Genomic DNA, 26,376 nt, shown 5'->3' on the forward strand with positions numbered 1-26,376 from the left:
GGCCGCTCCCGATACCCACAGGCCCTTTTACCGGGAGCCCCGAATCGATAGCATGGCAAGTGATACTGTCACGCTGACGCTCGAATCCGAGGAAGACACCGACGAACTCGAACTGCCCCGCGAACTGGTCGACATGCTCCGGGAGTCCGAAGACGAGACGGCCCCCGAGGTCGTCGGCGACATCGCGATGATGGGCTTCGCCCAGCGCATCCACGGCGCTGCCCACCACGCCGAGGGCGAACCGGACCAGCAGATCGCCGACCTGAACGACCTGACGATGGATCTGTTCGAGGACCGCTTCGGCGCGACGTTCGGTGAACTCACCGGTCACAATCACTGAATCGCCGAGTCCGAAATCTCCTTCTCTCGCCGTCTCGCAACGGACAGCGTCCCGCTCGCCGTTCAGGCGACGGTCCAGGTCAGCAGGACGCCGTCGTCAATCCGCTCGACGTCGGCGAGTTCCAGTTCCGGAAAGGAGTCGAGAAACCCGTCGCCGTCGGCCAGCGTCGGCGCGTCGCGGCCACCGATGACGGAGGAGCCCACGTACACGGACAGTTCGTCGACGAGGCCGGCCTCGAACAGCGAGAAGATGAGTTCGCCGCCGCCCTCGACCATCAACTGGTCGATGCCGTCGCCCTCGAGTTTGGCCAGCGCCGTCACGAGTTCGACCTGGTCCTCGCCCGTTGCGATGACCGTCGCGCCCGCGTCCTCCATCTGCTCGACGAAGTCCGGCGGCGCGGCCTGACTGACGAGGAGGTAGGTGTGCGCCCGGTCGTCGAGGACGGTGGCGTCCGGCGGCGTCCGGACGCGGGAGTCGGCGACGACGCGGGCGGGATTGGCGGGCGCGCCGCGCTCCTCGCGTTCGGCGCGCCTGTCTGCGTCGTCGACCGTCAACGACGGGTCGTCGGCGATGACAGTGCCGACGCCGACCATGACCGCGTCGCTCTCCGCGCGCAGTCTATCGACCCGGTCGAAGTCGTCCGGGCCGGAGATGGCCACCTGCTCGCGTTCGCGCGTGGAGAGCTTCCCGTCCGCGCTCATCGCGGCGTTGACGACGACGTGCATGTCAGTTCGCACGGTACTGGCGTGAAAACCCCTTACGGTCCCGGCCGCCCCCGCGCTACGTTTCGACGGTCCCGGCGACTACGCGCCCGACTGCGCGTCGTTCGCGCCGTCCGACGGCTGGTTCTTCGCGAGTAACTTGCGCGTGTCGAGCGTCTTGTTCCCGTGATTTGCCGTCCTGATTCGCAACTCGGGCCCGTCTATCCACAGTTCCCGGACGTCGAGGACGGCCTCGTGCTTCCAGCTCTTCAGTCTGGCCATCCCCGTCTCGTCTATCTCGACGAACGTTCTGGGCGTCTCGTTGCCGCCGAGTTCCCACGTCGTATCGCCCATCTCGACGGTTTCGCGTTTCGCCGTCGACCACTCGAAGACGACTAGATGCTGCTCGCGCGGTTCGTCCCCGCGGTCGTGGTCGACCCTGGTCCGAGTCTCGTAATCGATACCGAAGTGGGCCGCCCACAGCTCCAGGTACTCGAAGTCGAACCGTTTCTTCCCTTTCCCCTCGCCGGCTCTGTTGGTCCAGACGACGTGCGAATTCGTCGGCTTCTGTCCGAACGTTCCAACCACGTGTATCACCCCTCCTGTCCGGCCGTTCCGGGCGATCGACCGTGGTCGCCGTCGCCGTGCCCAGCCTGGCCGGATCCAGCGCCTGCTCGTCCGTTCGGCAGTCCGTCCTCGGTGCCGGGCCGACGTACATTCACGATGTCCAGAGTAGTGTGGCTATCACTAATAAAAATATACGCCCGTGATCGGCCGTTATTCTTATACCCCAGGCGGATTTCACGACCGTCCAATCCGCCACAGAACCCTTTTCAGCACCCACTCCGAACCACCAAGCGATGACGCTCGAAGACCATGCCGAGGAGCTCGCCTCCGACCTCGGCGTTGACAAAGCGGAGGTCACACGCGACCTGGAGAACCTGGTGAATTACTCGGTGCCGATGGACGAAGCGAAGCAGAGCCTCCGCCGCAAGTACGGCGACGGCGGGGGTGGTGGCGGCGGCCCGACGAGCAAGGACATCGCCGACGTCTCGCCCGACGACGGCAACGTGACCGTCACGGCGCGAGTGCTCACCGTCGGCCAGCGCTCCATCCAGTACCAGGGCGACGAACACGTGATATTCGAAGGTGAACTGGCCGACGAGTCCGGGAAGATATCCTACACGGCCTGGGAAGACTTCGGCCTCTCGCCGGGCGACACCATCGAGGCCGGCAACGCCGGCGTCCGGGAGTGGGACGGCCGCCCCGAACTCAACCTCGGCGAGTCGACGTCGCTGTCGATTCAGGACGAGGCCCTCGACGTTCCTTACGAGATCGGCGGCGACAGTGAACTCACCGACCTCGTCCCCGGCGACCGCGGCATCAACGTCGAGGTCACCGTCCTCGAGATGGAGGAGAAGACCATCGACGGCCGCAACGGCGAGACGGACATCCTCAGCGGCGTCTTCGGCGACGAGAGCGGCCGCCTGCCCTTCACCGATTGGGATCCCCATCCCGAAATCGAGGAAGGCGCGTCGATCCGCATCGAGGACGTCTTCGTCCGCGAGTTCCGCGGCGCGCCCTCGGTCAACGTCTCGGAGTTCTCGACCGTCCGACTGCTCGACCGCACCGTCGAGGCCAGCGAGAGCGCCCAGTCGATGCGCGTCCGCGAGGCCGTCGAATCGGGCGGCCTGTTCGACGTCGAACTGACGGGCAATATCATCGACGTGCGTGACGGCTCCGGGCTCATCGAGCGCTGCCCCGACTGCGGCCGCGTCGTCCAGAACGGCCAGTGTCGTAGCCACGGCGCCGTCGACGGCGTCGACGACCTGCGGACCAAGGCCATCCTCGACGACGGCACCGGGACCGTGACCGTCGTCCTCGACGACGAACTCACCGCCGAAGTGTACGGTGGCGACCTCGAGGACGCGACCGAGCACGCCCGCGACGCGATGAACAAGGAGGTCGTCGCCGAGCGCATCGCCGACCGTATCGTCGGCCTGGAGTACACGGTCCGCGGGTCGCTGTCCGTCGACGACTACGGCGCGAACCTCGACGCGACGGAGTTCGCTGTCACCGACGACGACCCGGCAGAGCGTGCGAAGGCCTTCCTCGCGGAGGTGGGCGCATGAGCGAATCGCAAGGCGGTGCAGGACGACGCGAAGTCGCCTGGCGCCTGTTCGCCGCGGAGTTCGACGACGCCGATTTCTCGTACTCCCAGAGCGACGAGGAGCGCGCCCCGAACTACGTCGTGACGCCGACCGGCGCGCGCGTCAATCGCCTCTTCGTCGTGGGCGTGCTGACCGAGATCGAGACCGTCAGCGAGGACTACCTGCGCGCCCGCGTCGTCGATCCGACCGGCCCCTTCGTCATCTACGCGGGGCAGTACCAGCCGGACGCGCTGGCGTTCCTCGAACGCGCCGAACCCCCGACGTTCGTCGCCGTCACGGGCAAGGCCCGGACCTACCAGCCAGACGACTCAGACCAGGTGTTCACCTCCGTCCGGCCGGAGTCGATCAGCGAAGTCGAAGGGGAGACGCGCGACCGCTGGGTCGTCCAGACCGCCAAGCAGACGTCGAACCGCGTCGCGCGAATGGCCGAGGCCAAACAGTCCGGCCTCGCCGGCGACGAACTGCGAAGCGCCCTCGAAGCCCACGGCGTCGAGGAGGGCCTCGCAGCGGGCATCCCACTCGCGCTCAACCACTACGGGACCACCGGTGATTACCTGGCCGCTGTCCGCCAGACGGCGCTGGACTCGGCCCGCGTCGTCGCCGACGAGGTCGACGAGGCCGAATCGCTGGACGTGATGCCGGGCCAGGGCGGTGACGACGCCATCGCCGACCTGGTCGAACGGCCCATCGACGTCGGCGCCCTGGGCGTCGGCGACGCGGGAGCCGAGGCCGTCGACGCGGAACCGACCACCTCGGAATCCGACGGGAACGTCGCCGAGGCCGGTGCCGGCAACGGGTCAGCCATCGGGACGGCGGAGTCGAGTAGCCAGGCCGAGAACGAGTCGGTCGACACAACGGCGAGCGAATCGGCAGACGAGACGGTCACCGAAGCACCGGACGAAACCACCAGCCAGTCGTCGGACGAACCTGATACGGGATCCGCGAACGAGGACCCGGCCGACGAGCCGGCCGACACCGCGCCCGAAACCGGGGGCACGTCGACAGGCGGAGACATGGTCACGAATGACCCCTCAGACGCGGCAGCTGGAGCGGACGAGGCGTCGGCAGGGGCGACCACGGACTCGCCTGACGCGACGGCGGACCCCGACACCGCCTCCTCGGGCGACGACGACCTGGAAGACTTCGAACCGGAGTTCGACCTCGACGAGGACGAACGCGAGGAACTCGAAGAGGAGTTCGGCACCGAGTTCCAGAGCGGGACCGAGGTCTCAGAGCCAGGCGAGGCAGGGATCGAGACCCCCGACCCCGACGAGGTCGAGGCCGACGCTGCCGAAGCCGACGACGACGCCGACGAGCAGGCCTCGGGGACCGCGGAGGCGACCGGTGCCGAGCCGACGACGGAGATCGACGACGTCGAGGAGACGGAACCGGCGGACGACGACGCAATCGAAGACGAGGAGGCGACCGAAGCGGAAGCCGCCGAAGGCGACGAGTCCGCGGAGGACGTCGACCTGGACGAAGTCGACCTCGAAGATGCAGTCATGGACGCGATGGCGGACCTCGACGACGGCGACGGCGCCCAGCGCGACGACGTGCTCGCGGCGGTCGTCGACCGCACCGGCGCCGACCCCGGCGACGTCGAGGACGCAATCCAGGACGCGCTGATGGGCGGACGGTGTTACGAACCCGACGACGCCACCCTCAAGCCGATCTGATGGGCGTCGAACCGGTCCCCGACGTGCCCGCAGCCGTCGCGGACGGGGGCGACGAGCGATTACTTCTGGTGGCGGATTTCCACGCCGGTATCGAGTGGGAACTCCGGCGCGACGGCGTCGAACTCGCGAGTCAGGCCGAAAGCCGACGCGACCGCTTGCTCGGCCTCGTCGGCGAGACTGGCCCTGATCGACTCGTCGTTCTGGGGGACCTGGGGCACAAGATCGGTCAGTCGAAGGGCGTCGAGCGCGAGGAACTGACCGACCTCTTCGCGGCGCTGGACGTCCCCGTCACCGTCGCCAAGGGGAACCACGACGGCGACGTCGAGGAACTCGTTCCAGAGGTGGACGCCGACGTGACGATAACGCCGACCGACGGCGCCCGCATCGGCGACGTGGGCGTCGTCCACGGCCACACCTGGCCGAGCGAGGACGTCCTTTCGGCCGACGTGGTCTGCGTCGGCCACGAGCATCCCGTCGTTCGCCTGGAAGACGAGGTGGGTGGTCGCCGCGTCGAGCGCGTCTGGCTCCGCGGCGAACTCGATCCGATAACCTTCGAAGCTCACTACGACTGGGATCTGGACGAGGCGCCGGCCATCGACGGCGATCTCGTCGTCTTCCCCGCGTTCAACGACCTCTCCAGCGGGACGTGGGTCAACGTCGAAGGCCAGGAGTTCCTCTCGCCGTTCCTCCCCGAGGGCCTGACCGGCGGCGAGGCGTACATGCTCGACGGGACGCGACTGGGACCGTACGACCTGGTCTAGCCCCACATGAGGTATCCAAAAACCACAGTGCCGGCGAGCGCGAGTAACTGTGAGACCAGCAGCCAGTCGGGGACGTCGTCCGGCATGAACCGGTCAGGGTCGACGACGCCGACGAGTCCGCCAGCCATCGCGAGCGCGCAACAGGCTAGGTATAAAGCGCCCTGCCCGTCGGTGTAGTCGACCGACTTCACCCACGCCCAGTACAGTTGCGTCGCTCCGTAGAGAACCCAGACCAGTGAGACCAGCCGTGCGCGGTTCACGACCGAACGATTTCGTGACGACCGTATAACAGTTTCTGGATAGTGTGATTCCGTCACGTCAGCGATACGGCGACACCGATCCCGAACAGCACGACGCCGATACCGAGCAAGACGATCTTCCAGGTCGCCGGTTCGTCAGTGGAGACCAGATCGGGCCGGAGCAGCGCGGCAGCGCCCGTGACCAGCATACCCAGACCGACGACGACGAACAGGCCGGCCGTCAGCGTGAGCGACGACGCGAGTTCGTTCACGCCGAGGACCAGGGCCAGGGCGCCGAAGGTCGCAGAGAGCGCGTGATAGAGCTGCGTCTTGTCCATGCGAACGGGAGACGTGTGAGGACGAAAAGGGCTGTGAATGGGGTCTGACGACGTCGCGTCGGCGGTCACGCGAGGAGCACGACCACGATCAGCGTCAGACAGAACAGCGCGAGGAGGCCGGAGAGTACCGGGGACGCCCGGTCGTCGGAGATAGTCGTCGGTCGAACCATCGCGACGAGGCCCGGCAAGAGCATCCCGACGCCGGTGAGAACGAGGACCCAGGTCACGAGGCCCGTGTCCGGACCGACGTCGTCGACCAGAGTGAGAAGCCAGAGCGCCCCGGCCGCCGCGAGGAGACCCGCGTTTACTCGGCGAACGTCCATAGCGGGAGTGGCAGGACAGTTGACAAAAAGGTGGTGAACCACGCCGCTTAATCCGATCAAGCCCATACTCCTGCTGATGACTGACGGGGTGACGGCGGGGGAGGCAGCCTTCACCGCGCTCGGCGAGGACGTCCGCTCGGCGCTGTCCGAGCGGGGCTTCTCGACGCCGACCGAGCCACAGCGGCTCGCAATTCCGCCGCTGGCGTCGGGCAAGGACGGCCTCGTCATCGCCCCCACGGGGACTGGGAAGACGGAGACGGCGATGTTGCCAGTGTTCGATCAACTGGCCCGGGAGGAGCGGTTCGGCATCGGTGCGCTGTACGTCACGCCGCTGCGGGCGCTCAACCGCGACATGCGCCAGCGGCTGGACTGGTGGGGCGAGACGCTCGACCTGCGAATCGACGTGCGCCACGGTGACACGACGGACTACCAGCGCCAGAAACAGGCCAACAATCCGCCGGACGTGCTCGTGACGACGCCGGAGACCATCCAGGCGATGCTGACCGGGTCGAAGCTCCGGGTGGCCCTGGAAGACGTCGAACACGTGATAATCGACGAGGTACACGAACTGGCGGCCTCCAAGCGCGGCGCGCAGTTGACCGTCGCGATGGAGCGGGTGCAGGAACTCAGCGGGCCGTTCCAGCGCATCGGGCTCTCGGCGACGGTCGGCGACCCGAAGGAAGTCGGTAAGTTCCTCACCGGCGGCGATGTCTGCGAGATAATCGAGGTCGACGTGGGGAGTCGACTGGACGTCGACGTCGTCCAGCCCAGCGTCACCGAGGCGGACCAGCGACTGGCGAGCGAACTCGTGACCGACGCCGAGGTGGCGAGCCACGTCCGCTACATCGCGGACCTCATCGAGGCCAACGAGTCCGTCCTGCTGTTCGTCAACACCCGACAGACAGCCGAAGCACTCGGCTCGCGATTCAAGGAACTCGGGACGAACATCGGCGTCCACCACGGCTCGCTCTCGAAAGAAGCCCGAATCGACGTCGAGGACGCGTTCAAGGACGGCGAACTCGACGGGCTGCTCTGTACCTCCTCGATGGAACTGGGCATCGACGTCGGGCACGTCGACCACGTGATCCAGTACGGGAGCCCCCGACAGGTGTCGCGCCTGCTCCAGCGAGTGGGACGGGCGGGTCACCGGCGCGACCTGGTGTCGTCGGGCACCGTCGTGACGACCCACGCCGACGACACGCTGGAGGGCCTCGCCATCACCCGGCAGGCGATGGACGGCGACGTCGAACCCGCGGGCATCCACGACGGGAGCCTCGACACGGTCGCAAACCAGGTCGCGGGGCTGATCATGGACAACGGCGAGATTCCCGCGATGGAGGCCTACGAGATAATCACGCGGGCCTACCCCTTCCGCGACCTCTCCGTCGACCAGTTCGAACAGGTGGTGCGGGAGATGGGATCGAATCGCGTTATCTGGATCGACGAGGAGGAGGACACCCTGGAGAAGCGACAGGGTACCTGGCAGTACTTCTACCAGAACCTCTCGATGATCCCCGACGAGGCCACCTACGACGTCGAGGACGTGGCCTCGGGCAACCAGATCGGCACCCTCGACGAGAAGTTCGTCGTCAACTTCGCCACGCCGGGCGAGGTGTTCATCCAGCGCGGCGAGATGTGGCGCATCACCGAAATCAACGAAGAGGAGGAGACGGTGACGGTCTCGCCCATCGAGGACCCCGCCGGCGAGGTTCCCTCCTGGGTCGGCCAGGAGATTCCCGTGCCGCCGGACGTGGCCCGTGAAGTCGGCGAACTTCGTCGGGTCGCGGGCAGCCAGTTACAGGGCGGGGCCTCAACGGAACGCGTCGCGAAGGACCTGGAGGGCCGCTACGACGCCGAAGCGCCGACGATCACCGCGGGGCTCGAACAGCTCGAAAAACACGAAGACGCGCTCCCCACGGACGAGGACGTCGTCGTCGAGATGCGCGGCCGGGAAGCGGTGGTCAACGCATGCTTCGGCCACAAGATCAACGAGACGCTCGGCCGGATGCTATCGGCGCTGCTCGGTCAACGCGCCGGGTCGACCGTCGCGATGGAGGTCGACCCGTACCGCATCGAACTCGAACTCCCGAAGGGCCTCAGCGGTGCCGACGCCGTCGAGATTCTCGAAACTACGGACCCCGACCACGTCGAGGCGATCATCGAACTCAGCCTCAAGAACTCCGACGCGCTGAAGTTCAAGCTGGCGCAGGTCGCCGCCAAGTTCGGGACGCTCAAGCGCTGGCGCGGCAAGGGGTCGACGAGCTTCGGTCGCGACAGGCTGGCCTCGGCGCTCGAAGACACGCCCATCTACGACGAGGCCGTCCGCGAGGTGTTCCACGAGGACCTGGCCGTCGAGGCGACGAAGGACGTGCTCCGGGATATCCAGGACGGCACTATCGGGCTGGAGACCGTCGGCGACCGGACGCCCATCGGACTGGGCGGGAAATCCGCCAGCCGGGAACTCCTCTCGCCGGAACACGCCGACGCCAGCGTCATCCAGACCGTTCGCGAGCGCATTCAGGACGACCGCGTCATCCTGTTCTGTCTCCACTGCCAGGACTGGCAGCGCACGACGAAGGTCAGCCGAGTGCGCGACCAGCCGGACTGTCCCGACTGCGGGTCGACCCGCATCGCCGCACTGAATCCCTGGGCCGACGAAGTGGTCTCGGCCGTCAAGTCGGGTGACAAAGACGAAGAGCAGGAGAAGATGACTCGGCGGGCGTACCGCTCGGCGTCCCTCGTCCAGACTCACGGGAAGAAGGCAGTCGTCGCACTGGCCGCCCGCGGGGTCGGGCCGCACAACGCAGCCCGGATCATCAACAAGCTCCGCGAGGACGAGGACGAGTTCTACCGCGACATCCTCGCTCAGGAGCGCGAGTACGCGCGGACGAAGTCCTTCTGGGGCTGACTGGGCCCTGACTCGCAGGGCCCGACCGCGAGGCGGTCGGTATCGACCGCTGATCCGGCCCGAGACGTTATCCCGGGGGCCGAGAGAGGAGGGGCCATGGACGGGGAGAGACGACGGCTACTGGTGGGGACCGCCGGCGGACTGGCCGCGCTCGCGGGCTGTTCGTCGCCGTTCGAGTTCGGATCGAGCGACTCGGACGCGTCTGGGGGCGGCGATAGTCAGAACCTCGGCGACGGCTATCACGCGCCGTCGCTGGACGAGCGCCCCGACGGCTGGGAGGTGACCGACACCCGGCGAGCGACCTTCGAGCGCGAGAAGTACGGCCTGGGCGTGAAAGGGTACGCGTCGACGAAGGTGTACGAGGAGACCGCGCTCCGCGACGCGGTGTCGAAGAAGACGCGCGGACAGTTCGACGGGCGCCTGGCGACCTTCTTCGCGACGAAGATCAACCTCACCGGCGAGGCGACCGCGGCGGCCGGCGTCGACCGCATATCCGAGTTCGCGAAGGACCGGTTCGAGGGCGAACTCGACAACCAGAACCTGGGGAACGTCAGGGAAGTCGAACCCAGCGGAGCGACGCCGGACGTCGGCGGCGAAGTGTACGAGTACCGCGGCGAGTACGAGACACCGGAGATCAGTCGGACGGTCGACGTCCCCGACGTCGGGACGCGGGAACTCGTCATCCCGGCCGACACCCTCCCGGTTGCCGGTCTCGTCAGCGTCTGGAAGCCCAGCAACGGCGTCGCCTACGTCGGTGGCGGGGCCTTCCCGGCGGCGAACTACCAGCAGGAGGACACCATCTCGATCACCAGCGAGGCCGGTGACGGCATCGACCTGGTCGTCAGAGTGGATCTCGGCATCGATCCGGGGGCGCTCCGCAGCGACGTCGTCGCGATGACTGAACAGATGGAGTGAGCGCACGCCCAGATAATCGTACGGGCCGGAAGTCCGAAATTTTTTGTTCTCGTCCCGAACAGACCAGTCTATGTCAGATTCGGTGGTGTCGAGCGACGGGTCGATACTCGAGTTGACGCGGCGGGAACGCGAGGAAGCGGGAGTGTCCGACGACGACGTGACGGCGGCGCTCGTGGCGGTCGTCGAGCGCGGCGACGCCGACGAGAAAGTCCTCGAGGGGTGTGAGTTCCCCGCCCTCGAGTTCGATTACGAAACCCTGTCGAGCGAGAACAATCATCCGGTTGTCTTCCGGAACTGCACGTTCGAAGGCGGTATCAGCGCCGTCCACGCCCACGTGAAGCTGCCGCTGCGTTTCGAGGAGTGTACGATCGCGGGCCTCGACCTGGAGGAGTGCTGGTTCGAGACGAACCTGACCGTCAGCGACTCCGAGATAACTGGCGACGTGGACACCTTCGAGGCCCAGTTCGACAGCGACGTCGACTTCACGGGGACGACCGTGGACGCACCGGTCCGGTTCGACGAGACGGCGTTCGGTGACGACACGTACTTCGACGACGCGAAGTTCGAATCGACCGTGTCGGTTCGCGGGGCGACCTTCGCGGGCACGTCGAACGAGCTCGACGACAACGCGAGTTTCACTGATACGACATTCGCCGGCGAGACTGACTTTCGTCAGTCGACCTTCCAGAGCGCGGCGTTCACGAACGTCGCGTTCGAGAGCCAGGTCCGATTCCAGTCCACCGCGTTCGAACGAGATGCCGCGTTCGACGGCGCGCAGTTCGCCGGCGAGGCTGTCTTCGACGAGGCCGATTTCCTGCGGGACGTCGCGTTCGACGGCGCCACCTTCGAAGCCGTCGCCGTGTTCCGGGGTGCGGAGTTCGAGGGCGGCGCCAGGTCGCTAGAGGACGACGCGCGGTTCGCGGCCGTCCAGTTCCGCGACGACGTGAACTTCCGGGACGCGAAGTTCAGGGACGCCAACTTCGAGGAGGCCGAGATCGACGGCCGGGCGATGTTCGAACGCGTGCAGTTCACCGGGGACAGCGCGTTCACGGCCGTCACGTTCGGCGGGGAGGCCGACTTCGACGAGGCGCGCTTCGTCGGCGATTCGACCTTCGCCGACGCCCGATTCGAATCGGCCGCGGTGTTCCGGGGTGCGGAGTTCAGCGGCGACTCCAACCACCTCGGTGAGGCGGCCTCGTTCGCAAACGTCCGGTTCGAGAACGAAGTCGACTTCGACGACGCCACCTTCACGTCCGCGTCGTTCGACGGGAGCGAGTTCGCGACACGCGCCGACTTCTCGGGGGCGTCGTTCGACCACGTCACCTTCTACGTGCTCCCGGTGACGAACGAGACGTACGTAGACCTGACCGACGCCGTCCTCAAATCGGGTCGCGTCCGCCAGCCCGATTCGGGCTGGGTCCGGTACGACCTCACGACGGCGAGCGTCGGCGACGTCACCCTGGACGCGGACGTCGACGACGACCACCGCCAGTTGCTCGACTACTTCCGGTTCTGTAACACGGAGTTCAACGAGTTCGACGGATACAAGTTCGACTTCTCCGCGCACACGGACTACCTCGACCGCAACGACTGGAACCTCCACGAGTTCGACGAGAACTTCGCCGACGCGTCGCACGCGACGGCGATGACGCCGGAGACCATCGAACGAACCTACCTCAAGGCCAAGACCGCGGCGTCGGCCGCCGGCCAGATGAAAGCGGCCGGGGAGTTCCGGGTGAAACGCCAGCAGTTCGCCAGGAAGAAGTACGTCGACATCGCGCGCGACGGGTCGACCGACCTTCGCACGCGGCTGAAAAACCTCGGCCGCGCCGCCGAGAACGCCTTCCTCGGTGTCACCTGCGGCTACGGGATGCGTCTCTATCGCATCGCCGTCGTCTTCCTGCTCGCGCCGCTGATCCCGGCACTCCTCTACTCGTTCGGTGGCCAGCGGTTTCTCACCGGCGCCGGTCAACCCGAGTCGGTTGCCGCGCTGGCGACGCCGGTGGGACAGGCCATCTTCTACGAGAATCTCCACTTCAGCTACATCACCTTCCTCACCATCGGATACGGCGGTATCGGGCCCCAGGGCGCGCTCGCACGCATGCTCGCGGGCCTGGAAGTGTACGGCAGCGTCGTCCTGTCCGGCCTCGTGCTCTACTGCCTGATCAAGCGCTCGGAGATCTGATAGTGGTGGTTGTAACCATTTTCGTCGGGCACACGCTATCGAGCGTGTATCCGGGCTGAACCGACCGTCGGCGGAGAACCACCGGGAAAGAAGTACAACCACCACTATGAGACCGCAGACCCGAAACGCCTATTCACCCGGTGGAACACGTCACCAGCATGACCGAACGTGTCAGCGGTGGAGACGTGTACGTCGAGAACGCGACCGAGGACGTCGTCGTCGAGGGAGCGGAGGACGTGGTCGTCGAGGCGGACGCAGTCGGTGGAAAACTCGTCATCGAGAGCGCCCAGGACGTCGTGGTGAAGGGCGGCGCCGTCACCGTCGAGCAATCCGAAGACGTCAACGTCGAGTCCGGCGCCGTCGAGAGCGGCGACGTCACCGTCGAGAACGCACAGGACGTCGTCGAGGACGACGGTAGTCTGCTCTGAGCGATGGACGAGTACGACGTCCGCGTCGTCGGCGACCAGAAGTCACGGACCATCGACGAACCAGTCGAGAGCGTCGCGGTCGCGAGCACCCGCGGTTCCGTCGACGTCACCGACGCCTCCGACAGCCTCGTGCTCGCCGTGGAAGGCGACCGGAACTCCGTCGTCGTCGGCGGATCCGGTGGAACGGTGACGCTCCGCATCGACGGCCAGCGCAACTCCATCACGGTCGCCGAGGCACTGGAACTCGTCGTCGAGCGGGACGACGGCTCGGCGAACTCCATCGCACGGCAGTCGTTCGAAACCGACGAGGACGGCGCCGCCGCTGAACTGATCCGCCAGGACCGGGAGGAAGCATACGCGTCGCTGGGCTGGTTCGGCTACTCGCTGGTCTCCTACCAGACGAAGGCCACAGAGCAGGAGTTCTGCCAGAACTGCGGCCGGGAGACAGACGCCGTCGTCCAGCGCCACAGCGAGCGCGTGCTCACGGTGCTCGGCCTCTCGGTGTCCGTCGGCGAGTCGACGACGGCCGACGAGTGCGAGTACTGCACCCTCCAGGTCCCCGACGCCGACGTGACACTGTCGGACGCCGAGCGACGCGACATCTACGGGTGATCAGCGGAGTCGGTCGAACTCGGTCACCGTGTAGACGGCGCAGTCGTGCTCGGTGTAGGTGTGCCAGGTCTCGAACGACCGGTCGCCGACGTCGATGGCCGTGACGGCACCCGGTTCGAACGCGTGTTCGAGGTCGTACGAGGCGTCCGGGAACGCGTCGATCGGTCGGACGTCTATCTCCGTCCTGCAGGAAACGGCGTCCGATTCGTAGTCGAACGCCGTCGATCCGAACTCGTCGAGCGCGACGGTCCGGGCGTCGGCGACGGTCGCTTCCTCGCAAGAGGCGATCTCCTCGAAGCCGAGACTCGGCGCACGGACGTAGTGTGAACTGCCGATTATCCGGAACCGGAACTCGTGGCCCGCAATCGGGACCGTCCCGCGAGCGTAGACCTGTAGCGCGTCGGGGTCCGGGACGTCGTGGCCGAAGCAGAGTACGTCGTAGTTCATGTCAGAAGTCGACGATGACGTCGTAGTTCGGGTCGAAGACGCTGTTCGGTTCGACGCCGCGGTACTCGGGGATCGGGCGCCACTCACGGGACTCGTAGGCCGTCCGTTCGCGCTGGCTGTCGATGACCGGGGCGCTCTCGAACTGGACCGGGCGAGTCGGCTCCGGGGCGAGGACGTAGAACCCCTCGGCTCGCTCGAGGCCTGCGTCGCCGTCCAGGTCGTCGTACGAGTGGTAGGGTAGGTAGCTCTCGAAGCCGGCCGCACGGACGGTGCTGAGATAGGCCTTGTGGTGGTCGGGGAACGCGTACTTCGAGTACGACCAGGCGACGACGACGCCGTCGTCGGTCAGGTGCTGGCGCAACTGCGAGTAGAACTCCGTCGAGTACAGCGGCAGCATCTCGTCGGAACGGGCGCCCGGCAGGTCGACCAGTATCAGGTCGTACCGTTCGTCCGTCGTGCGGAGGTAGGAAGCGGCGTCGCCGACGGTCGTGTCGAGGCGGTCGTACTCGTAGGCGTCGTCGTGGTACTGCTCGAAGAACGAGTGGTTCTTCGTCCGGTTCATGAACTCCCGGTCCACGTCGACCTGATCCACCGTCACGCCGTACTTCCGGAGGTGGTCGACCGCTATCCAGTCGCCGCCACCGATCAGGAGCACCTTCGTCTCCGACCCGTTGGGATACATCGTCATCGGCACGTCGACGAGCCCCTCGTGGTACGAGTCCACCCACCGGTCGCACAGCTGGAGCGCCATGTCGAGCCGGAGGCACGTCTCCTGGCCGGGAACGTCGTCGAGGCGGCGTTCGTACACGACGGCGTCCTGGTGTCGGGTCGTGAACTGGTCGGTCACCGTGGCCGAGGCGGCGCCCGGCGGATATTCGCTCTCGATCTGGGCCTCGACGTACGTCGTCGTCAGTTCACGTTCGACCGCGTCCGCCTGGACGAGGACGCCGCCGTAGAGACCCGTCACGAGGAGCGCCACCGCGAACAGCGCCCGACTCCCGCTCGGAAATTTGACCGAGAACGCCAGCGCCGCCACGGCGTTCAGTAATCCCAGCGTGAAGATAGCCGAGACGAGTCCCAGGGTCGGATAGAGGACGAGCGCGTACACCACCGTCCCGACGAGACTCCCGAAGTAATCCACGCCGAGGACCTCGCTGAACGCCGAGCGCTCGGTCTCGACGAGTTCGGAGAGGAACGGTATCTCCAGGCCGGACAGCACGCCGACGACGACGATCGGGAGGTGCGAGGCCACCAGCAGGACGGACGATTTGAACGGGAACTCGACGCCGGGCGCGCTGTTGACGAGTATCATCCCGACGAGCCCGAACGGTCCCGCGAGCGCCAGCAGAACCTCGATACGGAAGAAGTTCGGCGCCACGTCGTCGACGTAGTTGTAGAGGAAGGCGCCGATACCCAGCGAGAACAGGAACAGTCCGATCGTGATCGAGTACCGGAGCACCGTCCCGCCGAAGATGACCCGCAGCATCTCCGAGTAGATGAGTTCGTAGACGATGCTACAGAAGGCGACGACGAGCGTCAGCCCCAGCAGGAGTACCCGATCTGACCGCAGCGACGGGACGCGAAGATCGGACACGGCCACTTACAGGCGCGGGGAGACCTTCCAGGGGTTCTCTATCCGGTAGTTCCCCTCGGACCCGGTGACCTCGAAGTCGACGACCTCCCACCCGAAGTCGTGCGACGCGTTCTCGGCCGTCAGGTGCGAACCGGCGCGATACCAGCCTCTCTGGAGGTTACTGTACGTCAACGTCTTCGGGTCGGGATTCTCCCAGGTCTCGTCCCACTCGACGGGGCCGGGGCCGGGCGGGTCCTCCGAGTACGACGCCGTCGGCCCGAGGAACGCGATGGCGGCCGTCCGGTGGGTGGCCTGGTATCTGTCGAGGTCGTCAACGTGGTCCGCGCGCCACTCGTCGTCGTCATCGTCGGGGTGGCCGTGATAGATGGCGCGGCCGTGTCGGCCCTTCGGCGCCGAACTGTAGCCGCCGGCCCCTCGGCCTTGCGCACCGGCTCCCCGCCCGCCGCGGCCGCCGCGGCCGCCGGCACGGGCGTTACCGACCGGTGCGACGTCGTCGAGTCCGACCGACGGACTCGTGTCCGCCTGGCTCGCACTGATCTGTGCCTGGTTCGGTGAGATGTCGGCCCGGGATTCGACCGTCGGGTCCGCGACGAGGGGAATCTCGATGGCCTCACCGGAGACGGCCAGTTCACCGAAGACTTTCGACTGTCGCGGCGGCGACTGCTGTTGACCGCTCGAACAGCCCGCGAGGAACCCGAGTGCCACTATCCCACCAGCGCTAGCGCGAATGAACGACCGGCGGCGCATATCTCCGAATTTCGATGGACTGTAATTAAGTTGACGATGACCAGCGGCGCCCCGACAGCGGTTGAGAAACGCCTAAACCGGCCGACGGTCAGGGTGCGTACATGCGACTGGAGGAGTACTGGGGCATCGGCCCGAAGACGTCCGATCTGCTGACCGAGGAGCTGGGGATAGAGCGGGCCGTCGACGCCATCGAGTCGACGGACACGCGCGCGCTGACCGAGGCTGGCCTCTCACGCGGGCGGGCGACCAGGATCCTCCGGCGAGCGACGGGGAAGGAGGCGATGGACCTCCTGGCGACGCGTGACACCCGCGACGTGTACAAGGAGTTGCTCCAGATGGCCGAGGAACACGCCGTCACCGAACGGGCCGCGGACGACATCCGCGTCCTCACGCCGCTCCCGACGCAGGAAGCGATGGAGGAGCGCCTGGACGAGGTCGAGGCGGCCTGCGAGGCCTGGGTCGCGCTCGACGACGAGACCCAGCGAACCGTGCTGGCGGCCTTCACGAAGTACGACAGCGGTGGCGGCGAACTCGCCGCCGTCCGGACCGCCATCGCGCTGAAGGAAACGGGCGTCGAGTCGGGCGTGTTCGCGCCACTGGCCGAACTTGACGCCGAGGCGCTGGCGGACGCAGCCCGCGCGCTCGCCGGACTGCGTGGCGAGAGCGACCGAGTGGGCGAGGGCGCCGACGACGAACTGGACCGGCTCCGGGAGCAACTGGGCCGCGTCGAAGACCTGGCGGCGGACTCGATGACCGTGGTCGAGGAACTTCAGGAGAGCGCGCGCCGACCCGACGAGTTCCAGGACGCGTTCGTCCGCCACGTCACCGACGAGAGCGAGGTGGACGTCGGCCGCGTCCGTGAGGCCACACCGACGGAAGCGACCGACGCGCAGGACTTCGTCGACGCCGCGCTTCGCTCGCTCGTCCAGAACCTCCGCTCGGCCGTCGAGGAGCGCGAGGAGACGGTCGCCGCGACGCTGGAGGACGACCTCGCCGACGCGCGCAAATCGGTCGACGCCGCTGTGACGGCGGTCGACGACGTCGCGCTGTACGTCTCGCTGGCGCGCTTCGCCGTCGACTTCGACCTCACGCGGCCGACGTTCGTCGCGGACCGACAGGTCGTCGCCATCCAGAACGCGACGAACCTCTTCCTCGTCGACGGCGGCCTGTCGGTGCAGCCGATCAGCTACGCCGTCGGCGACCACCGGCTCGACGCGGGCCGGGACCTGCCCTCGGGCGACCGCGTCGCCGTCCTCACCGGGGCGAACTCCGGCGGGAAGACGACGCTGCTGGAGACGCTCTGCCAGGTCCAGTTGCTCGCCCAGATGGGGCTGCCCGTGCCGGCCGATCAGGCAGAGGTTAGCGTCGTCGACACCGTCGTCTTCCACCGCCGCCACGCGAGTTTCAACGCGGGGGTCCTGGAGTCGACGCTCCGATCGGTCGTCCCGCCGGTGACCAGCGGCGGGCGCACGCTGATGCTCGTCGACGAGTTCGAGGCCATCACCGAGCCCGGCAGCGCCGCGAATCTGCTCCACGGCCTCGTCACGCTCACGGTCGAACGCGACGCGCTGGGCGTGTTCGTCACGCACCTCGCCGACGACCTGGAGCCCCTTCCCGAGGCGGCCCGCACCGACGGCATCTTCGCCGAGGGGCTGAGCCAGGACCTGGAACTACAGGTGGACTACCAGCCGCGCTTCCGGACCGTCGGCAAGTCGACGCCGGAGTTCATCGTCTCGCGGCTGGTCGCCAACGCCGCGGACCCGACCGAGCGGTCCGGCTTCGAGACGCTGGCCCAGGCCGTCGGCGAGGAGGCCGTCCAGCGGACGCTCTCGGACGCGCGCTGGACCGGCGAGTGAGCGGTTTTCTCGCGGCGAGGTAACTCTCAGTTGCTATCGTTCGCTTGGCCCAGGAAAGGGGTTTTCGGCGTCGCGTGGCACGCGGCGCCGAAAGAGGACAGACGGTCCGTCGCGTGGCAAGCGCGACGGTCCGCGGATACCACGACTGGACGATTGCTGGGGAACGGCGCGGGTCGTCACGCGCCCGCCGGGTCCGGTGTGAGGGGTATCCGCCGATACGGGTTGACTTGCTTGTGAACGGCCGGGGGGACCGGCCGCGGGAGCGGGTGGGGTTCGGACACTCGGACCGGACGGCATCCGTTCCGCTCGTCGACGGGACGCGGTGTCGACGGGCGGGCACGATTCCGCGTCGGATGCACGTCCGCTCCAGTTCGGGAGAGGCGCGACGTGGGTATTGTTACTCCCTCGATACCGGCACTGTCAGCGGTCGCTACTGCCCGCCAGTCGGCTCGCAGGCGATGCCTGCGCGCTCTCTGCACCCGGAAGGCAGTCCCTGAGTCGAGAGTGGATGCTCCACGCCGGGAGTCGAACCCGGAAGACGGCGCGGAGTCGATAACGGATGGTGGGAGTTTGCGAGCGATGCGCCGGTCATTCGCCCCCGTCGACGACGAGGCCGTTCACGTCGGTGATGCCGAAGCCGTCTTCCAGACGGGCCTCGACGGTGGCCGGCCGGTCGTCCGCGTCGGTGGAGACCTCGGCCGTGAGTCGGGCGTCGGCGTCGACGCGGATGTCCGTCCACGTCGGCCGGACCGACGTGACGCGCTCGACGGTCACCGCGGTGACGCCGTCGACGTTCGCGAGGACGTCGGCGACGCCCGATTCGAGGTTGCCGGCCTCGCCGCGCGGAACGCGCAGCGAGACGTCGACCGATGCGTCGACAGGGGTTGTCGCTTGTAGCGACATAGGTTCCCGCCGCGAGTCGAACGCGGGCGCGGCCTGCGAGGCCGCGTCGTGCCTGTCACGCGGGAGTGTGCCGCCGCGAGTCCCCCGCGAGCGCCAGTGATGCCTCTGGCGAGCGGGAGACCCGCGGCTGTCAGCGCCGCGGTCCGGCTGGACCGCGGTAGATGCCCGACGACCGGGCGCTGCGGACACCCGAAGGGGTGCCACCACGGCTCGGTGCCGTGGATTCGACCGTCCCACCGGGAATCGAACCCGGGCCTCGGGGCGGACGCCCCGCGTGCTAGCCAGTTACACCGTGGGACTGTTCGGGAGAACGGGCCTGGACCGGTCACGCCACGCACGCGCCGAATGCTGGCGCGTCGTGACGTGAGCGACCCGGTGACGGACGGACCGCACCGTGGCCACCAGTGGGAGACGACGTGAGAAATCGCCGGCGGCCCGCGTCCCGAAGCTGTCTACGCGGCGAGGGACGCGAACCGGCGATAGCTGGTGTCCACCAGACCATTCCAGCCGTCACCGAGTGCGCGACCCGCCACGGTGTCGAGAATACCGTGGCGTGCCGCGGGCCCTCCGCCGATCGCGTGGCGAATGGCCGTCGGTGACGGAACTGTCATGATCATTTCGTGGAGCACCTCGTTACACAGGTCGACAGGTGGCAATATATTAAACCTTTTTCACGAATGTGAACGTACCACACGCTTCGGCCGGAGCAGGGCGGGTCGCGACGGAGATGACGCAGCCTTTTGGCGTTCGTCCACGCAGGTCTGGATATGGACACACCGACGGGAACGGAGGAAGAACGTGGGTTTCGAACTCCGTGACCACACCGCGGACGTCGCCGTCGCGGCGACGGGCGAGACGCTCGGTGACGTCTTCGCCGCCGTCGCCGACGGCCTGACGGCCGCAATGTGTGAGAACGTGCCCGATCGCGGGGAGCGGTTCGACCTGTCCGTCGACGCGGAGAATCGCGAGGCGCTCCTGTTCGACTTCCTCGACGAACTCATCTACGTTCGCGACGTCGAGAGCGTCCTGCCGACCGACCACGAGGCCACGGTGGAGCGTGAGGGTGACCGCTGGCACGTCGACGCGAGCGCTCGCGGCGTCCCGCTCTCCGCCGTCACGGCGCGCGAGGTGAAGGCTGTGACGTACTCCGAGATGGACCTCTCTGAGACGGCCGACGGCTGGCAGGCCTACGTCGTCTTCGACGTGTGAGGGTGCCGTTCGGCACCGGACCGATCGCGCCGAGTTACCTTCGAGTTAATAATTCATCATAGCAACAATGCCAATTTCTGTTGTTTGGGCCGCTTTCGCTAACAGCCGAATTAATAACCCGTGGCTGCCTAGTCCCGACAATGACAGATGCGAACGCCGACGGAACGGGTGACGCCGTCCCACCGGACGATACCGTCGAAGCGACCGGTTCGTCCGACGAGGCGGTCTTCGACATGGACGTGCCCGACATGGACTGTGCGTCCTGTGCGGGCAAGGTGACGAGCGCCCTCGAAGGGACCGAGGGTGTGGAGGGCATCGACGCCCGCCCAGCCACCGGCACCGTCAGCGTCGCGTACGACGACGGGCGTGCCGAAGGAGACGACCTCACGCGGGCCGTCGAGTCGGCCGGCTACGAGGTGACCGGCACGAGCGGTGACGGCGCCGACGAAGACGCGCAGGATGGGGACGGAACCCGGAACGTCTGGACGAGTCCGCGCGCGATCAAGACCTGGGTCGGTGCGGTGCTCCTCGCCGTGGGCATCGTCTTCGAGCCCGCACTCCTCGGACTCGCCGACGACCCCGTCGTCGCGACCGTCCTCGCGACCGAGTTCTCGCTCGCGGACGTGCTCTTCCTCGGCGCCGTCGCCACGGCGGGACAGGAGATCCTGCGGGGCGGCTACTACTCGGCGAAGAACACCGCACTCGACATCGACTTCCTGATGAGCGTCGCGATGGTGAGCGCCGTCGCCGCGTCGGTCATCTCGGCTTCGGCTAACTTCTACTTCGAGGCGGCGACGCTCGCGGTGCTCTTTAGCGTCGCAGAACTGCTGGAGCGGTACTCGATGGACCAGGCCAGGTCCTCCTTGCGCGAACTGATGGACCTCTCGCCCGACGAGGCGACCGTCCGTCGCGACGGTTCGGAGGTGACCGTCCCGGTCGAGGAGGTTCGCATCGGCGACAGCGTACTCGTCCAGCCGGGCGAGAAGATTCCCCTCGACGGCGTCGTCCTGAAGGGAGAAAGTGCCGTCAACGAGGCGCCGATCACCGGCGAGAGCGTCCCCGTCGACAAGGCAGACGGCGACGAGGTGTACGCCGGCACGATCAACCAGGCCGGCTTCCTGGAAGTCGAGGTCACCGCCGCGGCGGGCGAGGACACCCTCTCGCGCATCGTCGAGCTCGTCGAGGACGCCCAGGCCAACAGGACAGAGCGCGAGCAGTTCGTCGACCGCTTCGCCGGCTACTACACGCCCGTGATGGTCGCACTCGCGATTCTGGTCGCGACAGTCCCGCCGCTGGTGCTGGAGGGGCCGGTGACCGCCGGCGTCGCCGGTTACGCAGTCACGTTCCCGGCAGGGTGGATGCCCTGGTTCGTCAACGGCATCACCTTGCTCGTGCTGGCCTGCCCCTGCGCGTTCGTCATCTCGACGCCGGTGACTGTGGTCTCGGGTATCACCAGCGCCGCGAAAAACGGCGTCCTCATCAAGGGCGGAAGGTACCTCGAATCGATGGGGCAGGTCGACGCCGTCGCGATGGACAAGACCGGCACGCTCACGCGCGGTGAACTGGCCGTCACCGACGTCGTACCCATCGGCAACCGCACCGAAGACGACGTCCTCGCGTGCGCACGCGGGCTCGAACAGCGCTCCGAGCACCCCATCGGCGAGGCCATCGTCGCCCACGCGAGCGACGCCGGCGTCGAAACCGTCGAGGTCAGCGAGTTCGAGAGCCTCACCGGCAAGGGCGTCCAGGCGACCCTCGGCGGAGAGGCCCACTACGCCGGCAAGCCCGGCCTGTTCGACTCGCTGGGCTTCGACCTCGAACACGTCCACGTCGTCGAGAGCGACGACGGCGTCGCGGACGAGGTCCGCGACCTCTGTGACCGCCAGGGCTGTCTCAACCTCGCCGAGGACACCATCCCGCGACTCCAGAGCGAAGGGAAGACCGTCGTCCTCGTCGGAACGGAGGACGACCTGGAAGGGGTCGTCGCCGTCGCCGACGACGTCCGGCCCGAGGCCGCCTGGACCGTCGAGCGTCTCCAGAATCTGGGCGTCGAGGTGGTGATGCTCACCGGCGACAACGAGCGGACGGCACGCGCCATCGCCGACCGCGTCGGCGTCGACGACGTCAGGGCGGGACTGCTCCCCGAGGAGAAAGTCGAAGCCATCGAGGAACTCGACGCCGAGTACGAGGGGGGCGTCGCCATGGTGGGTGACGGCATCAACGACGCACCAGCGCTTGCGACGGCGACCGTGGGCGTGGCGATGGGTGCCGCGGGGACCGACACCGCTATCGAGACGGCCGACGTCGCGCTGATGAGCGACGACCTCTCGAAGCTTCCCTACCTCTACGACGTGGCCCACCAGGGCAACGGCGTGATCCGGCAAAACATCTGGGCGAGTCTCGGGCTGAAGGCGATGCTGGCCGTCGGCGTCCCACTCGGCGTGGTGAACCTCGCCATCGCCGTGCTGCTCGGCGACGCCGGGATGACGCTGGGCGTGACGGGCAACGCGATGCGGCTCTCGCGCGTGACGCCGGAGACGCCCGACGCGGACGAGACGGACGCGGCCGCGTGACCCCACCGTTATCACCCAGCGTCCCTACGCGGCAGGTATGGAACGGTACGACCAGATCTACCGGCTCTACCGGGACTACGACACGGAGACCCTGGAGGCGTACCAGGACTTCGTCGACCTGTTTCCCCCCGTCGATTCGCGGGTAGCGCTGGACCACTGGGAGGAGGCGACCGACGAACGTGAGCGGCGCAAGGCGGAGATTCGTGACGGGTTCGACGAGGAAGGGGACGTGTACGCCGAACTCGCGGCCACGCTGAGTCGCGACCAGGCCTTTACGGCGCTCGACCTGGCCACCGAGTACGAGCGACCGGTCAACGCGCTCGTCCTCGACGTCGACGAGACGTTGCGGACCGCCGGCCGGACGGACAACGAGATTCCACGGGACGTACTCCACCGCCTCCACCAGTTACACGAGGACGGCGTGCCCATCGTCGTCTGTACTGGCCAGACGCTGGAGAACGTCAAGGGCTTCCTCATCCAGGGGCTGGGGAACGAACTCGTCCACTCCGGCGATCTGAGCATCGTCTACGAGTCGGGCAACGGCGTGTTCACGCCAGGACACGGTCCGGACACCAAGCGACTCCTCTACGAGGATCTCGACGACGAGATCACTGACGTGTTCGCGGCCGTGCGCTCGCGTATCGTCACCGAGGCCCCCGACGAGATCCGCCGGGGCTGTCACCTCCAGGGCAACGAGTTCAACGTGACGCTGAAGCCCAACGCCGAGACCGGGACGCCGGCCGCACGGGACGTCATCGACCACGCGCTGGTGTACGTCATCGACTTGCTGGCCGACGCCGTCGGCGAACAGATCGGGGACGTCGGCGGGTCGAATGAGGCGGAGACTGACCCCGCGTCGTGGGCGAGAGCGCTCTACAGCAGGGACCCCGAGATAGAACAGGTGCTGCGATCGCGGGACGCGCTCCCCGAAGTCGACGCCGACGACGCACCGGCGGACCTCGCGGCGATCCTCGAACGGATCGACGTCGCGTACTACGAGGCCGACGCCGCCGAGATCGTCAGTCTCGAACTCGACAAGGCGGCCGGCGTCGAGGCGGCGTTCGACGTGCTCGGCGTCGAGGACCCCTTCGCGCTGGTTATGGGCGACAGCAAGAGCGACCTTCGCGTGATGCGGTGGCTCGAAGAACAGGAGGCGGGACTCGCCGCGGCTCCCAAACACGCCTCACGGGACGTCCTGGACCACGTCATCAGGACGGACGAGCTGCTGTTCGACGAGGGCGACGCCGCCTCCGTCCTCGAACTCGTCGCCGGCACGAACCTGTTCGCGGAACTCGACGGGTGAGCGACGGACCGTTCGATCCGTCCACGGGCTGACGGTCGGCGACTCGGTCCACGAGCCGACCGGCGAATCGATCGATGGATTCGACCGACAGAATGGGTTCTCGATCCACCCGGCTGTGGCGAACCGCCAGGCGAACGTGTCCCGGCAGTCGGACGGGCAGTCGACGTACAGCAGTGCCAGCGTCCCGGTCTAGATCATGTTCTCCGCCTCGATCGTCTCCCAGACGGCCCCGCCGTGGTCTGTGATACCGTAGACGCGGCCCTTCTTCCGGTCCTCCGATACGAGGAGCTCCGTGAGTTCGTGGTCGCGGAGTTCCTGCAGCGCGCGCGAGACGTGAGCCACGCTCAGGTCCGTGTCTTCGGCGATCCGTGAGGGCGTGGCGGGGCTGTCACTGAGGCGTTTGAGCGTCGCGATCCTGTACCGTGAACTGATGACGTAGCTGACGTCGTCCCATTCTGATGCAACCATAGTTTTGATCTGGACGCGGTGGCGAGCCGGCCGACCACCGCGTCGTCGAACGGTCGGGGTGGGCTCGGTCCCTGTCCCTGTCAACCGTTTGGGACGAACTCCGGATAACTATCACGTCAGTTCTAGAAGGGCAATCGCAAGTAAGAGTGGGTTTACTGGACTATAGATACGGTTTCTCGGAGTAACAACGGCCATACTCTCACGTCGACCCGCCCCTGTTCGGGGGCAGCGACCCCTCACACCCGCGCCCAACCGGTAATCTACGGGGGGTACTCCGCTGTCACGAGTGGCCTACTGTCGCCGAGTTACTGAGATGAAGCCGGATTCCCCGATAACGTCGACATAATCCGACTCATATCGCAACAGGAGCGGTTCAGGCGGGTCACCCGGGAGTAACTGGCCGACTGTTCGGTGTGACGACGCAATCGATTGAGTCACCCCATCGATAGTCGCCACGCGTGCGCCGGCGATTCGTCCAAGCCGGGAGTCGCTACGTCGCGCGCGTCACGGCGTCGATGGCCCGGTCGACGTCCCCGTCGTCGACGTCCCAGTGGGTGCAAAAGCGCACGACGTGGTCGTCGAAGGGAACGCCGAGGAGCCCTTCGGACTCGCAGTCGTCGAGGAACGCCTCGGCCGACCGGTCCGTCTCGACGAGGACGATGTTCGTCTCTGGCGGGGTGACGGAGAGACCGTCGACCCGGTCGATACCGTCGGCGAGTCGCGCCGCGCGCCGGTGGTCCTCGTCGAGTCGGTCCCGATTCTCCAGCGCGCGCAGTCCCGGCGCGGCTATCATCCCCGCCTGGCGCATCCCGCCGCCCAGGAGTTTCCGGTTGCGTCGCGCCGCGTCGACGAACGACGACGAGCCGGCGAGAATCGATCCCACGGGCGCGCCGAGCCCCTTCGAGAGACAGCACATCACCGAGTCGACGTGGTCGACGAAGACCGACGCCCCGACGTCGTGGGCCGTCGCCGCGTTGAACAGCCGCGCCCCGTCGAGGTGGACCGGGATCCCCAGGTCGTGTGCGGCCGCGGCGGCCGCGGCGACGTCGTCGGGGGAGTGGGCCGCCCCGCCCTTGCTGTTGTGGGTGTTCTCGAGCGAGAGGAGCCCCGTCCCGGGCCGGTGACCGTCGGCCTCGACGTAGCCGGCGTGCACCTGCGTCGAGGTTATCACGCCCCGCTCGCCGCCTTCGAGCGTGCGTGGCTGGAGGGCTGCGTGCTGGGCCAGGCCGGCGAGTTCCCACTTGTAGATATGGCTCTCGCGCTCGCAGAGCAGTTCCTGGCCCCGTTCGGTGTGGGTCCGGGCGGCCACCTGGTTGCCCATCGTCCCCGAGGGGACGAACAGCGCCGCCTCGGTGCCGAGTATCTCGGCGGCGCGCTGCTGCAGTTCGTTGACCGAGGGGTCTTCACCGTAGACGTCGTCGCCCACGCTCGCGTCCCGGGCGGCGTCCCGCATCGCCTCGCTCGGCCGGGTGACTGTGTCGCTCCGCAGGTCGATCATGTCCCCACCGTAGCGGCCGGACACGCAAAACTCCGCGGGTGAGTCCGTCACCGCGTCGGCGCACTCGCCCCCGCCCACGAAAATCGCAGTCCACACCTGTCGCAGGACTGTCTCGTTGGCGGTCTGATAGTCGGTAGATTCATGGTACGGTTCCCCCGATTTTGTCGGGACTAGCGAAACC

24 protein-coding genes and 1 tRNA gene are annotated in these 26,376 nt (G+C 67.2%); 13 read left to right on the top strand and 12 right to left on the bottom strand.

All coding sequences use genetic code 11. The annotated features are described in order from the left end of the window. The first annotated feature begins 52 nt into the window (after positions 1-52). On the top strand, positions 53-340 hold the full coding sequence (locus AC5FRV_RS05360; RefSeq protein ID WP_493560053.1) for a DUF7545 family protein: 288 nt from the start codon (positions 53-55) through the stop codon (positions 338-340). 62 nt (positions 341-402) lie between these two features. Here the strand turns inward: AC5FRV_RS05360 and AC5FRV_RS05365 are convergent, their stop codons facing one another. Both AC5FRV_RS05365 and AC5FRV_RS05370 read right to left on the bottom strand, forming a co-directional pair. Beyond that, positions 403-1,065, bottom strand: coding sequence for a 2,5-diamino-6-(ribosylamino)-4(3H)-pyrimidinone 5'-phosphate reductase (locus AC5FRV_RS05365; RefSeq protein WP_493560054.1), 663 nt, complete (start codon positions 1,063-1,065; stop codon positions 403-405). 78 nt (positions 1,066-1,143) lie between these two features. Next, a complete protein-coding gene (locus AC5FRV_RS05370) occupies positions 1,144-1,629 on the bottom strand; it encodes a hypothetical protein (protein ID WP_493560055.1) in 486 nt (161 codons plus the stop codon). 272 nt (positions 1,630-1,901) lie between these two features. Here AC5FRV_RS05370 and AC5FRV_RS05375 point away from each other — a divergent pair, with 272 nt between their 5' ends. Genes AC5FRV_RS05375 through AC5FRV_RS05385 form a run of 3 tightly spaced genes read left to right on the top strand, consistent with a single transcriptional unit; the run spans position 1,902 to position 5,649 of the window. Then, positions 1,902-3,173 carry a Single-stranded DNA binding protein gene (locus AC5FRV_RS05375; protein WP_493560056.1) on the top strand — a complete coding sequence of 424 codons (1,272 nt, stop codon included), beginning with the start codon at positions 1,902-1,904 and terminating at the stop codon, positions 3,171-3,173. Continuing rightward, positions 3,170-4,888 carry an RPA family protein gene (locus AC5FRV_RS05380; RefSeq protein ID WP_493560057.1) on the top strand — a complete coding sequence of 573 codons (1,719 nt, stop codon included), beginning with the start codon at positions 3,170-3,172 and terminating at the stop codon, positions 4,886-4,888. Before AC5FRV_RS05375 ends, AC5FRV_RS05380 begins: the two co-directional genes overlap by 4 nt. Further along, positions 4,888-5,649, top strand: a complete 762-nt coding sequence (locus AC5FRV_RS05385) for a metallophosphoesterase (RefSeq protein WP_493560058.1) — start codon at positions 4,888-4,890, stop codon at positions 5,647-5,649. Before AC5FRV_RS05380 ends, AC5FRV_RS05385 begins: the two co-directional genes overlap by 1 nt. Here the strand turns inward: AC5FRV_RS05385 and AC5FRV_RS05390 are convergent. From AC5FRV_RS05390 to AC5FRV_RS05400, 3 genes are all read right to left on the bottom strand, one after another. Beyond that, positions 5,646-5,909, bottom strand: a complete 264-nt coding sequence (locus AC5FRV_RS05390) for a hypothetical protein (protein ID WP_493560059.1) — start codon at positions 5,907-5,909, stop codon at positions 5,646-5,648. The genes AC5FRV_RS05385 and AC5FRV_RS05390 overlap by 4 nt on opposite strands. 53 nt (positions 5,910-5,962) lie before the next feature. Continuing rightward, the gene (locus AC5FRV_RS05395; protein WP_493560060.1) at positions 5,963-6,226 is read right to left on the bottom strand and encodes a hypothetical protein; all 264 of its coding nucleotides are present in this window, start codon (positions 6,224-6,226) and stop codon (positions 5,963-5,965) included. Between the two features lie 65 nt (positions 6,227-6,291). After that, positions 6,292-6,549, bottom strand: coding sequence for a hypothetical protein (locus AC5FRV_RS05400; protein WP_493560061.1), 258 nt, complete (start codon positions 6,547-6,549; stop codon positions 6,292-6,294). 76 nt (positions 6,550-6,625) lie between these two features. Between AC5FRV_RS05400 and AC5FRV_RS05405 the strand changes: the two genes are divergently transcribed. The 5 genes from AC5FRV_RS05405 (at position 6,626) to AC5FRV_RS05425 (ending at position 13,597) form a co-directional block, all read left to right on the top strand. Then, positions 6,626-9,457, top strand: coding sequence for a DEAD/DEAH box helicase (locus tag AC5FRV_RS05405; protein WP_493560062.1), 2,832 nt, complete (start codon positions 6,626-6,628; stop codon positions 9,455-9,457). 96 nt (positions 9,458-9,553) lie between these two features. After that, entirely contained in the window at positions 9,554-10,372 is an 819-nt protein-coding gene (locus AC5FRV_RS05410) for a hypothetical protein (RefSeq protein WP_493560063.1), read from the top strand. Between the two features lie 70 nt (positions 10,373-10,442). Continuing rightward, positions 10,443-12,557, top strand: coding sequence for a pentapeptide repeat-containing protein (locus tag AC5FRV_RS05415; protein WP_493560064.1), 2,115 nt, complete (start codon positions 10,443-10,445; stop codon positions 12,555-12,557). 158 nt (positions 12,558-12,715) lie between these two features. Then, positions 12,716-12,985: a hypothetical protein gene (locus AC5FRV_RS05420; protein ID WP_493560065.1), complete on the top strand. Its 270-nt coding sequence runs from the start codon at positions 12,716-12,718 to the stop codon at positions 12,983-12,985. Positions 12,986-12,988: 3 nt separating this feature from the next. Then, positions 12,989-13,597 (top strand): DUF8108 domain-containing protein, encoded by a 609-nt coding sequence (locus tag AC5FRV_RS05425; RefSeq protein ID WP_493560066.1) that lies wholly within the window; start codon positions 12,989-12,991, stop codon positions 13,595-13,597. Here AC5FRV_RS05425 and AC5FRV_RS05430 read toward each other — a convergent pair whose 3' ends face one another. Genes AC5FRV_RS05430 through AC5FRV_RS05440 form a run of 3 tightly spaced genes read right to left on the bottom strand, consistent with a single transcriptional unit; the run spans position 13,598 to position 16,343 of the window. Continuing rightward, the gene (locus AC5FRV_RS05430; protein WP_493560067.1) at positions 13,598-14,044 is read right to left on the bottom strand and encodes a DUF2617 family protein; all 447 of its coding nucleotides are present in this window, start codon (positions 14,042-14,044) and stop codon (positions 13,598-13,600) included. Between the two features lies 1 nt (position 14,045). Then, the gene (locus AC5FRV_RS05435) at positions 14,046-15,638 is read right to left on the bottom strand and encodes a spermidine synthase (RefSeq protein WP_493560068.1); all 1,593 of its coding nucleotides are present in this window, start codon (positions 15,636-15,638) and stop codon (positions 14,046-14,048) included. A 6-nt stretch (positions 15,639-15,644) separates the two neighbouring features. Beyond that, positions 15,645-16,343 carry a hypothetical protein gene (locus tag AC5FRV_RS05440; RefSeq protein ID WP_493560069.1) on the bottom strand — a complete coding sequence of 233 codons (699 nt, stop codon included), beginning with the start codon at positions 16,341-16,343 and terminating at the stop codon, positions 15,645-15,647. Between the two features lie 143 nt (positions 16,344-16,486). Between AC5FRV_RS05440 and AC5FRV_RS05445 the strand changes: the two genes are divergently transcribed. Further along, a complete protein-coding gene (locus AC5FRV_RS05445; RefSeq protein WP_493560070.1) occupies positions 16,487-18,241 on the top strand; it encodes a MutS-related protein in 1,755 nt (584 codons plus the stop codon). Positions 18,242-18,829: 588 nt separating this feature from the next. Here the strand turns inward: AC5FRV_RS05445 and AC5FRV_RS05450 are convergent. Together AC5FRV_RS05450 and AC5FRV_RS05455 are read right to left on the bottom strand one after the other, a co-directional pair. Further along, positions 18,830-19,144 carry a hypothetical protein gene (locus AC5FRV_RS05450; RefSeq protein WP_493560071.1) on the bottom strand — a complete coding sequence of 105 codons (315 nt, stop codon included), beginning with the start codon at positions 19,142-19,144 and terminating at the stop codon, positions 18,830-18,832. 207 nt (positions 19,145-19,351) lie between these two features. Continuing rightward, a tRNA-OTHER gene (locus AC5FRV_RS05455) sits at positions 19,352-19,444 on the bottom strand. 498 nt (positions 19,445-19,942) lie between these two features. Between AC5FRV_RS05455 and AC5FRV_RS05460 the strand changes: the two genes are divergently transcribed. The 3 genes from AC5FRV_RS05460 (at position 19,943) to AC5FRV_RS05470 (ending at position 24,229) form a co-directional block, all read left to right on the top strand. Further along, positions 19,943-20,353, top strand: a complete 411-nt coding sequence (locus AC5FRV_RS05460; protein WP_493560072.1) for an archease — start codon at positions 19,943-19,945, stop codon at positions 20,351-20,353. Between the two features lie 140 nt (positions 20,354-20,493). After that, positions 20,494-22,926: a heavy metal translocating P-type ATPase gene (locus AC5FRV_RS05465; protein ID WP_493560073.1), complete on the top strand. Its 2,433-nt coding sequence runs from the start codon at positions 20,494-20,496 to the stop codon at positions 22,924-22,926. 37 nt (positions 22,927-22,963) lie between these two features. Next, positions 22,964-24,229 (top strand): HAD family hydrolase, encoded by a 1,266-nt coding sequence (locus AC5FRV_RS05470; protein WP_493560074.1) that lies wholly within the window; start codon positions 22,964-22,966, stop codon positions 24,227-24,229. 189 nt (positions 24,230-24,418) lie between these two features. Here AC5FRV_RS05470 and AC5FRV_RS05475 read toward each other — a convergent pair whose 3' ends face one another. Both AC5FRV_RS05475 and AC5FRV_RS05480 read right to left on the bottom strand, forming a co-directional pair. Further along, the gene (locus AC5FRV_RS05475; protein WP_493560075.1) at positions 24,419-24,697 is read right to left on the bottom strand and encodes a winged helix-turn-helix domain-containing protein; all 279 of its coding nucleotides are present in this window, start codon (positions 24,695-24,697) and stop codon (positions 24,419-24,421) included. A gap of 490 nt (positions 24,698-25,187) precedes the next feature. After that, positions 25,188-26,195, bottom strand: coding sequence for a threonine aldolase family protein (locus AC5FRV_RS05480; protein WP_493560076.1), 1,008 nt, complete (start codon positions 26,193-26,195; stop codon positions 25,188-25,190). Positions 26,196-26,376: the final 181 nt, after the last annotated feature.

The sequence above is a fragment of the Halomicrobium sp. HArcel3 genome (genome assembly GCF_058933135.1).

Bases quoted from the DNA above. Each gene is read 5' to 3' on its own strand.
- AC5FRV_RS05360 (WP_493560053.1), top strand. From the start codon at position 53: ATGGCAAGTGATACTGTCACGCTGACGCTCGAATCCGAGGAAGACACC.
- AC5FRV_RS05365 (WP_493560054.1), bottom strand. From the start codon at position 1,065: ATGCACGTCGTCGTCAACGCCGCGATGAGCGCGGACGGGAAGCTCTCC.
- AC5FRV_RS05450 (WP_493560071.1), bottom strand. From the start codon at position 19,144: ATGTCGCTACAAGCGACAACCCCTGTCGACGCATCGGTCGACGTCTCG.
- AC5FRV_RS05445 (WP_493560070.1), top strand. From the start codon at position 16,487: ATGCGACTGGAGGAGTACTGGGGCATCGGCCCGAAGACGTCCGATCTG.
- AC5FRV_RS05465 (WP_493560073.1), top strand. From the start codon at position 20,494: ATGACAGATGCGAACGCCGACGGAACGGGTGACGCCGTCCCACCGGAC.
- AC5FRV_RS05415 (WP_493560064.1), top strand. From the start codon at position 10,443: ATGTCAGATTCGGTGGTGTCGAGCGACGGGTCGATACTCGAGTTGACG.
- AC5FRV_RS05470 (WP_493560074.1), top strand. From the start codon at position 22,964: ATGGAACGGTACGACCAGATCTACCGGCTCTACCGGGACTACGACACG.
- AC5FRV_RS05400 (WP_493560061.1), bottom strand. From the start codon at position 6,549: ATGGACGTTCGCCGAGTAAACGCGGGTCTCCTCGCGGCGGCCGGGGCG.
- AC5FRV_RS05475 (WP_493560075.1), bottom strand. From the start codon at position 24,697: ATGGTTGCATCAGAATGGGACGACGTCAGCTACGTCATCAGTTCACGG.
- AC5FRV_RS05395 (WP_493560060.1), bottom strand. From the start codon at position 6,226: ATGGACAAGACGCAGCTCTATCACGCGCTCTCTGCGACCTTCGGCGCC.
- AC5FRV_RS05405 (WP_493560062.1), top strand. From the start codon at position 6,626: ATGACTGACGGGGTGACGGCGGGGGAGGCAGCCTTCACCGCGCTCGGC.
- AC5FRV_RS05480 (WP_493560076.1), bottom strand. From the start codon at position 26,195: ATGATCGACCTGCGGAGCGACACAGTCACCCGGCCGAGCGAGGCGATG.
- AC5FRV_RS05430 (WP_493560067.1), bottom strand. From the start codon at position 14,044: ATGAACTACGACGTACTCTGCTTCGGCCACGACGTCCCGGACCCCGAC.
- AC5FRV_RS05375 (WP_493560056.1), top strand. From the start codon at position 1,902: ATGACGCTCGAAGACCATGCCGAGGAGCTCGCCTCCGACCTCGGCGTT.
- AC5FRV_RS05425 (WP_493560066.1), top strand. From the start codon at position 12,989: ATGGACGAGTACGACGTCCGCGTCGTCGGCGACCAGAAGTCACGGACC.
- AC5FRV_RS05420 (WP_493560065.1), top strand. From the start codon at position 12,716: ATGACCGAACGTGTCAGCGGTGGAGACGTGTACGTCGAGAACGCGACC.
- AC5FRV_RS05380 (WP_493560057.1), top strand. From the start codon at position 3,170: ATGAGCGAATCGCAAGGCGGTGCAGGACGACGCGAAGTCGCCTGGCGC.
- AC5FRV_RS05385 (WP_493560058.1), top strand. From the start codon at position 4,888: ATGGGCGTCGAACCGGTCCCCGACGTGCCCGCAGCCGTCGCGGACGGG.
- AC5FRV_RS05410 (WP_493560063.1), top strand. From the start codon at position 9,554: ATGGACGGGGAGAGACGACGGCTACTGGTGGGGACCGCCGGCGGACTG.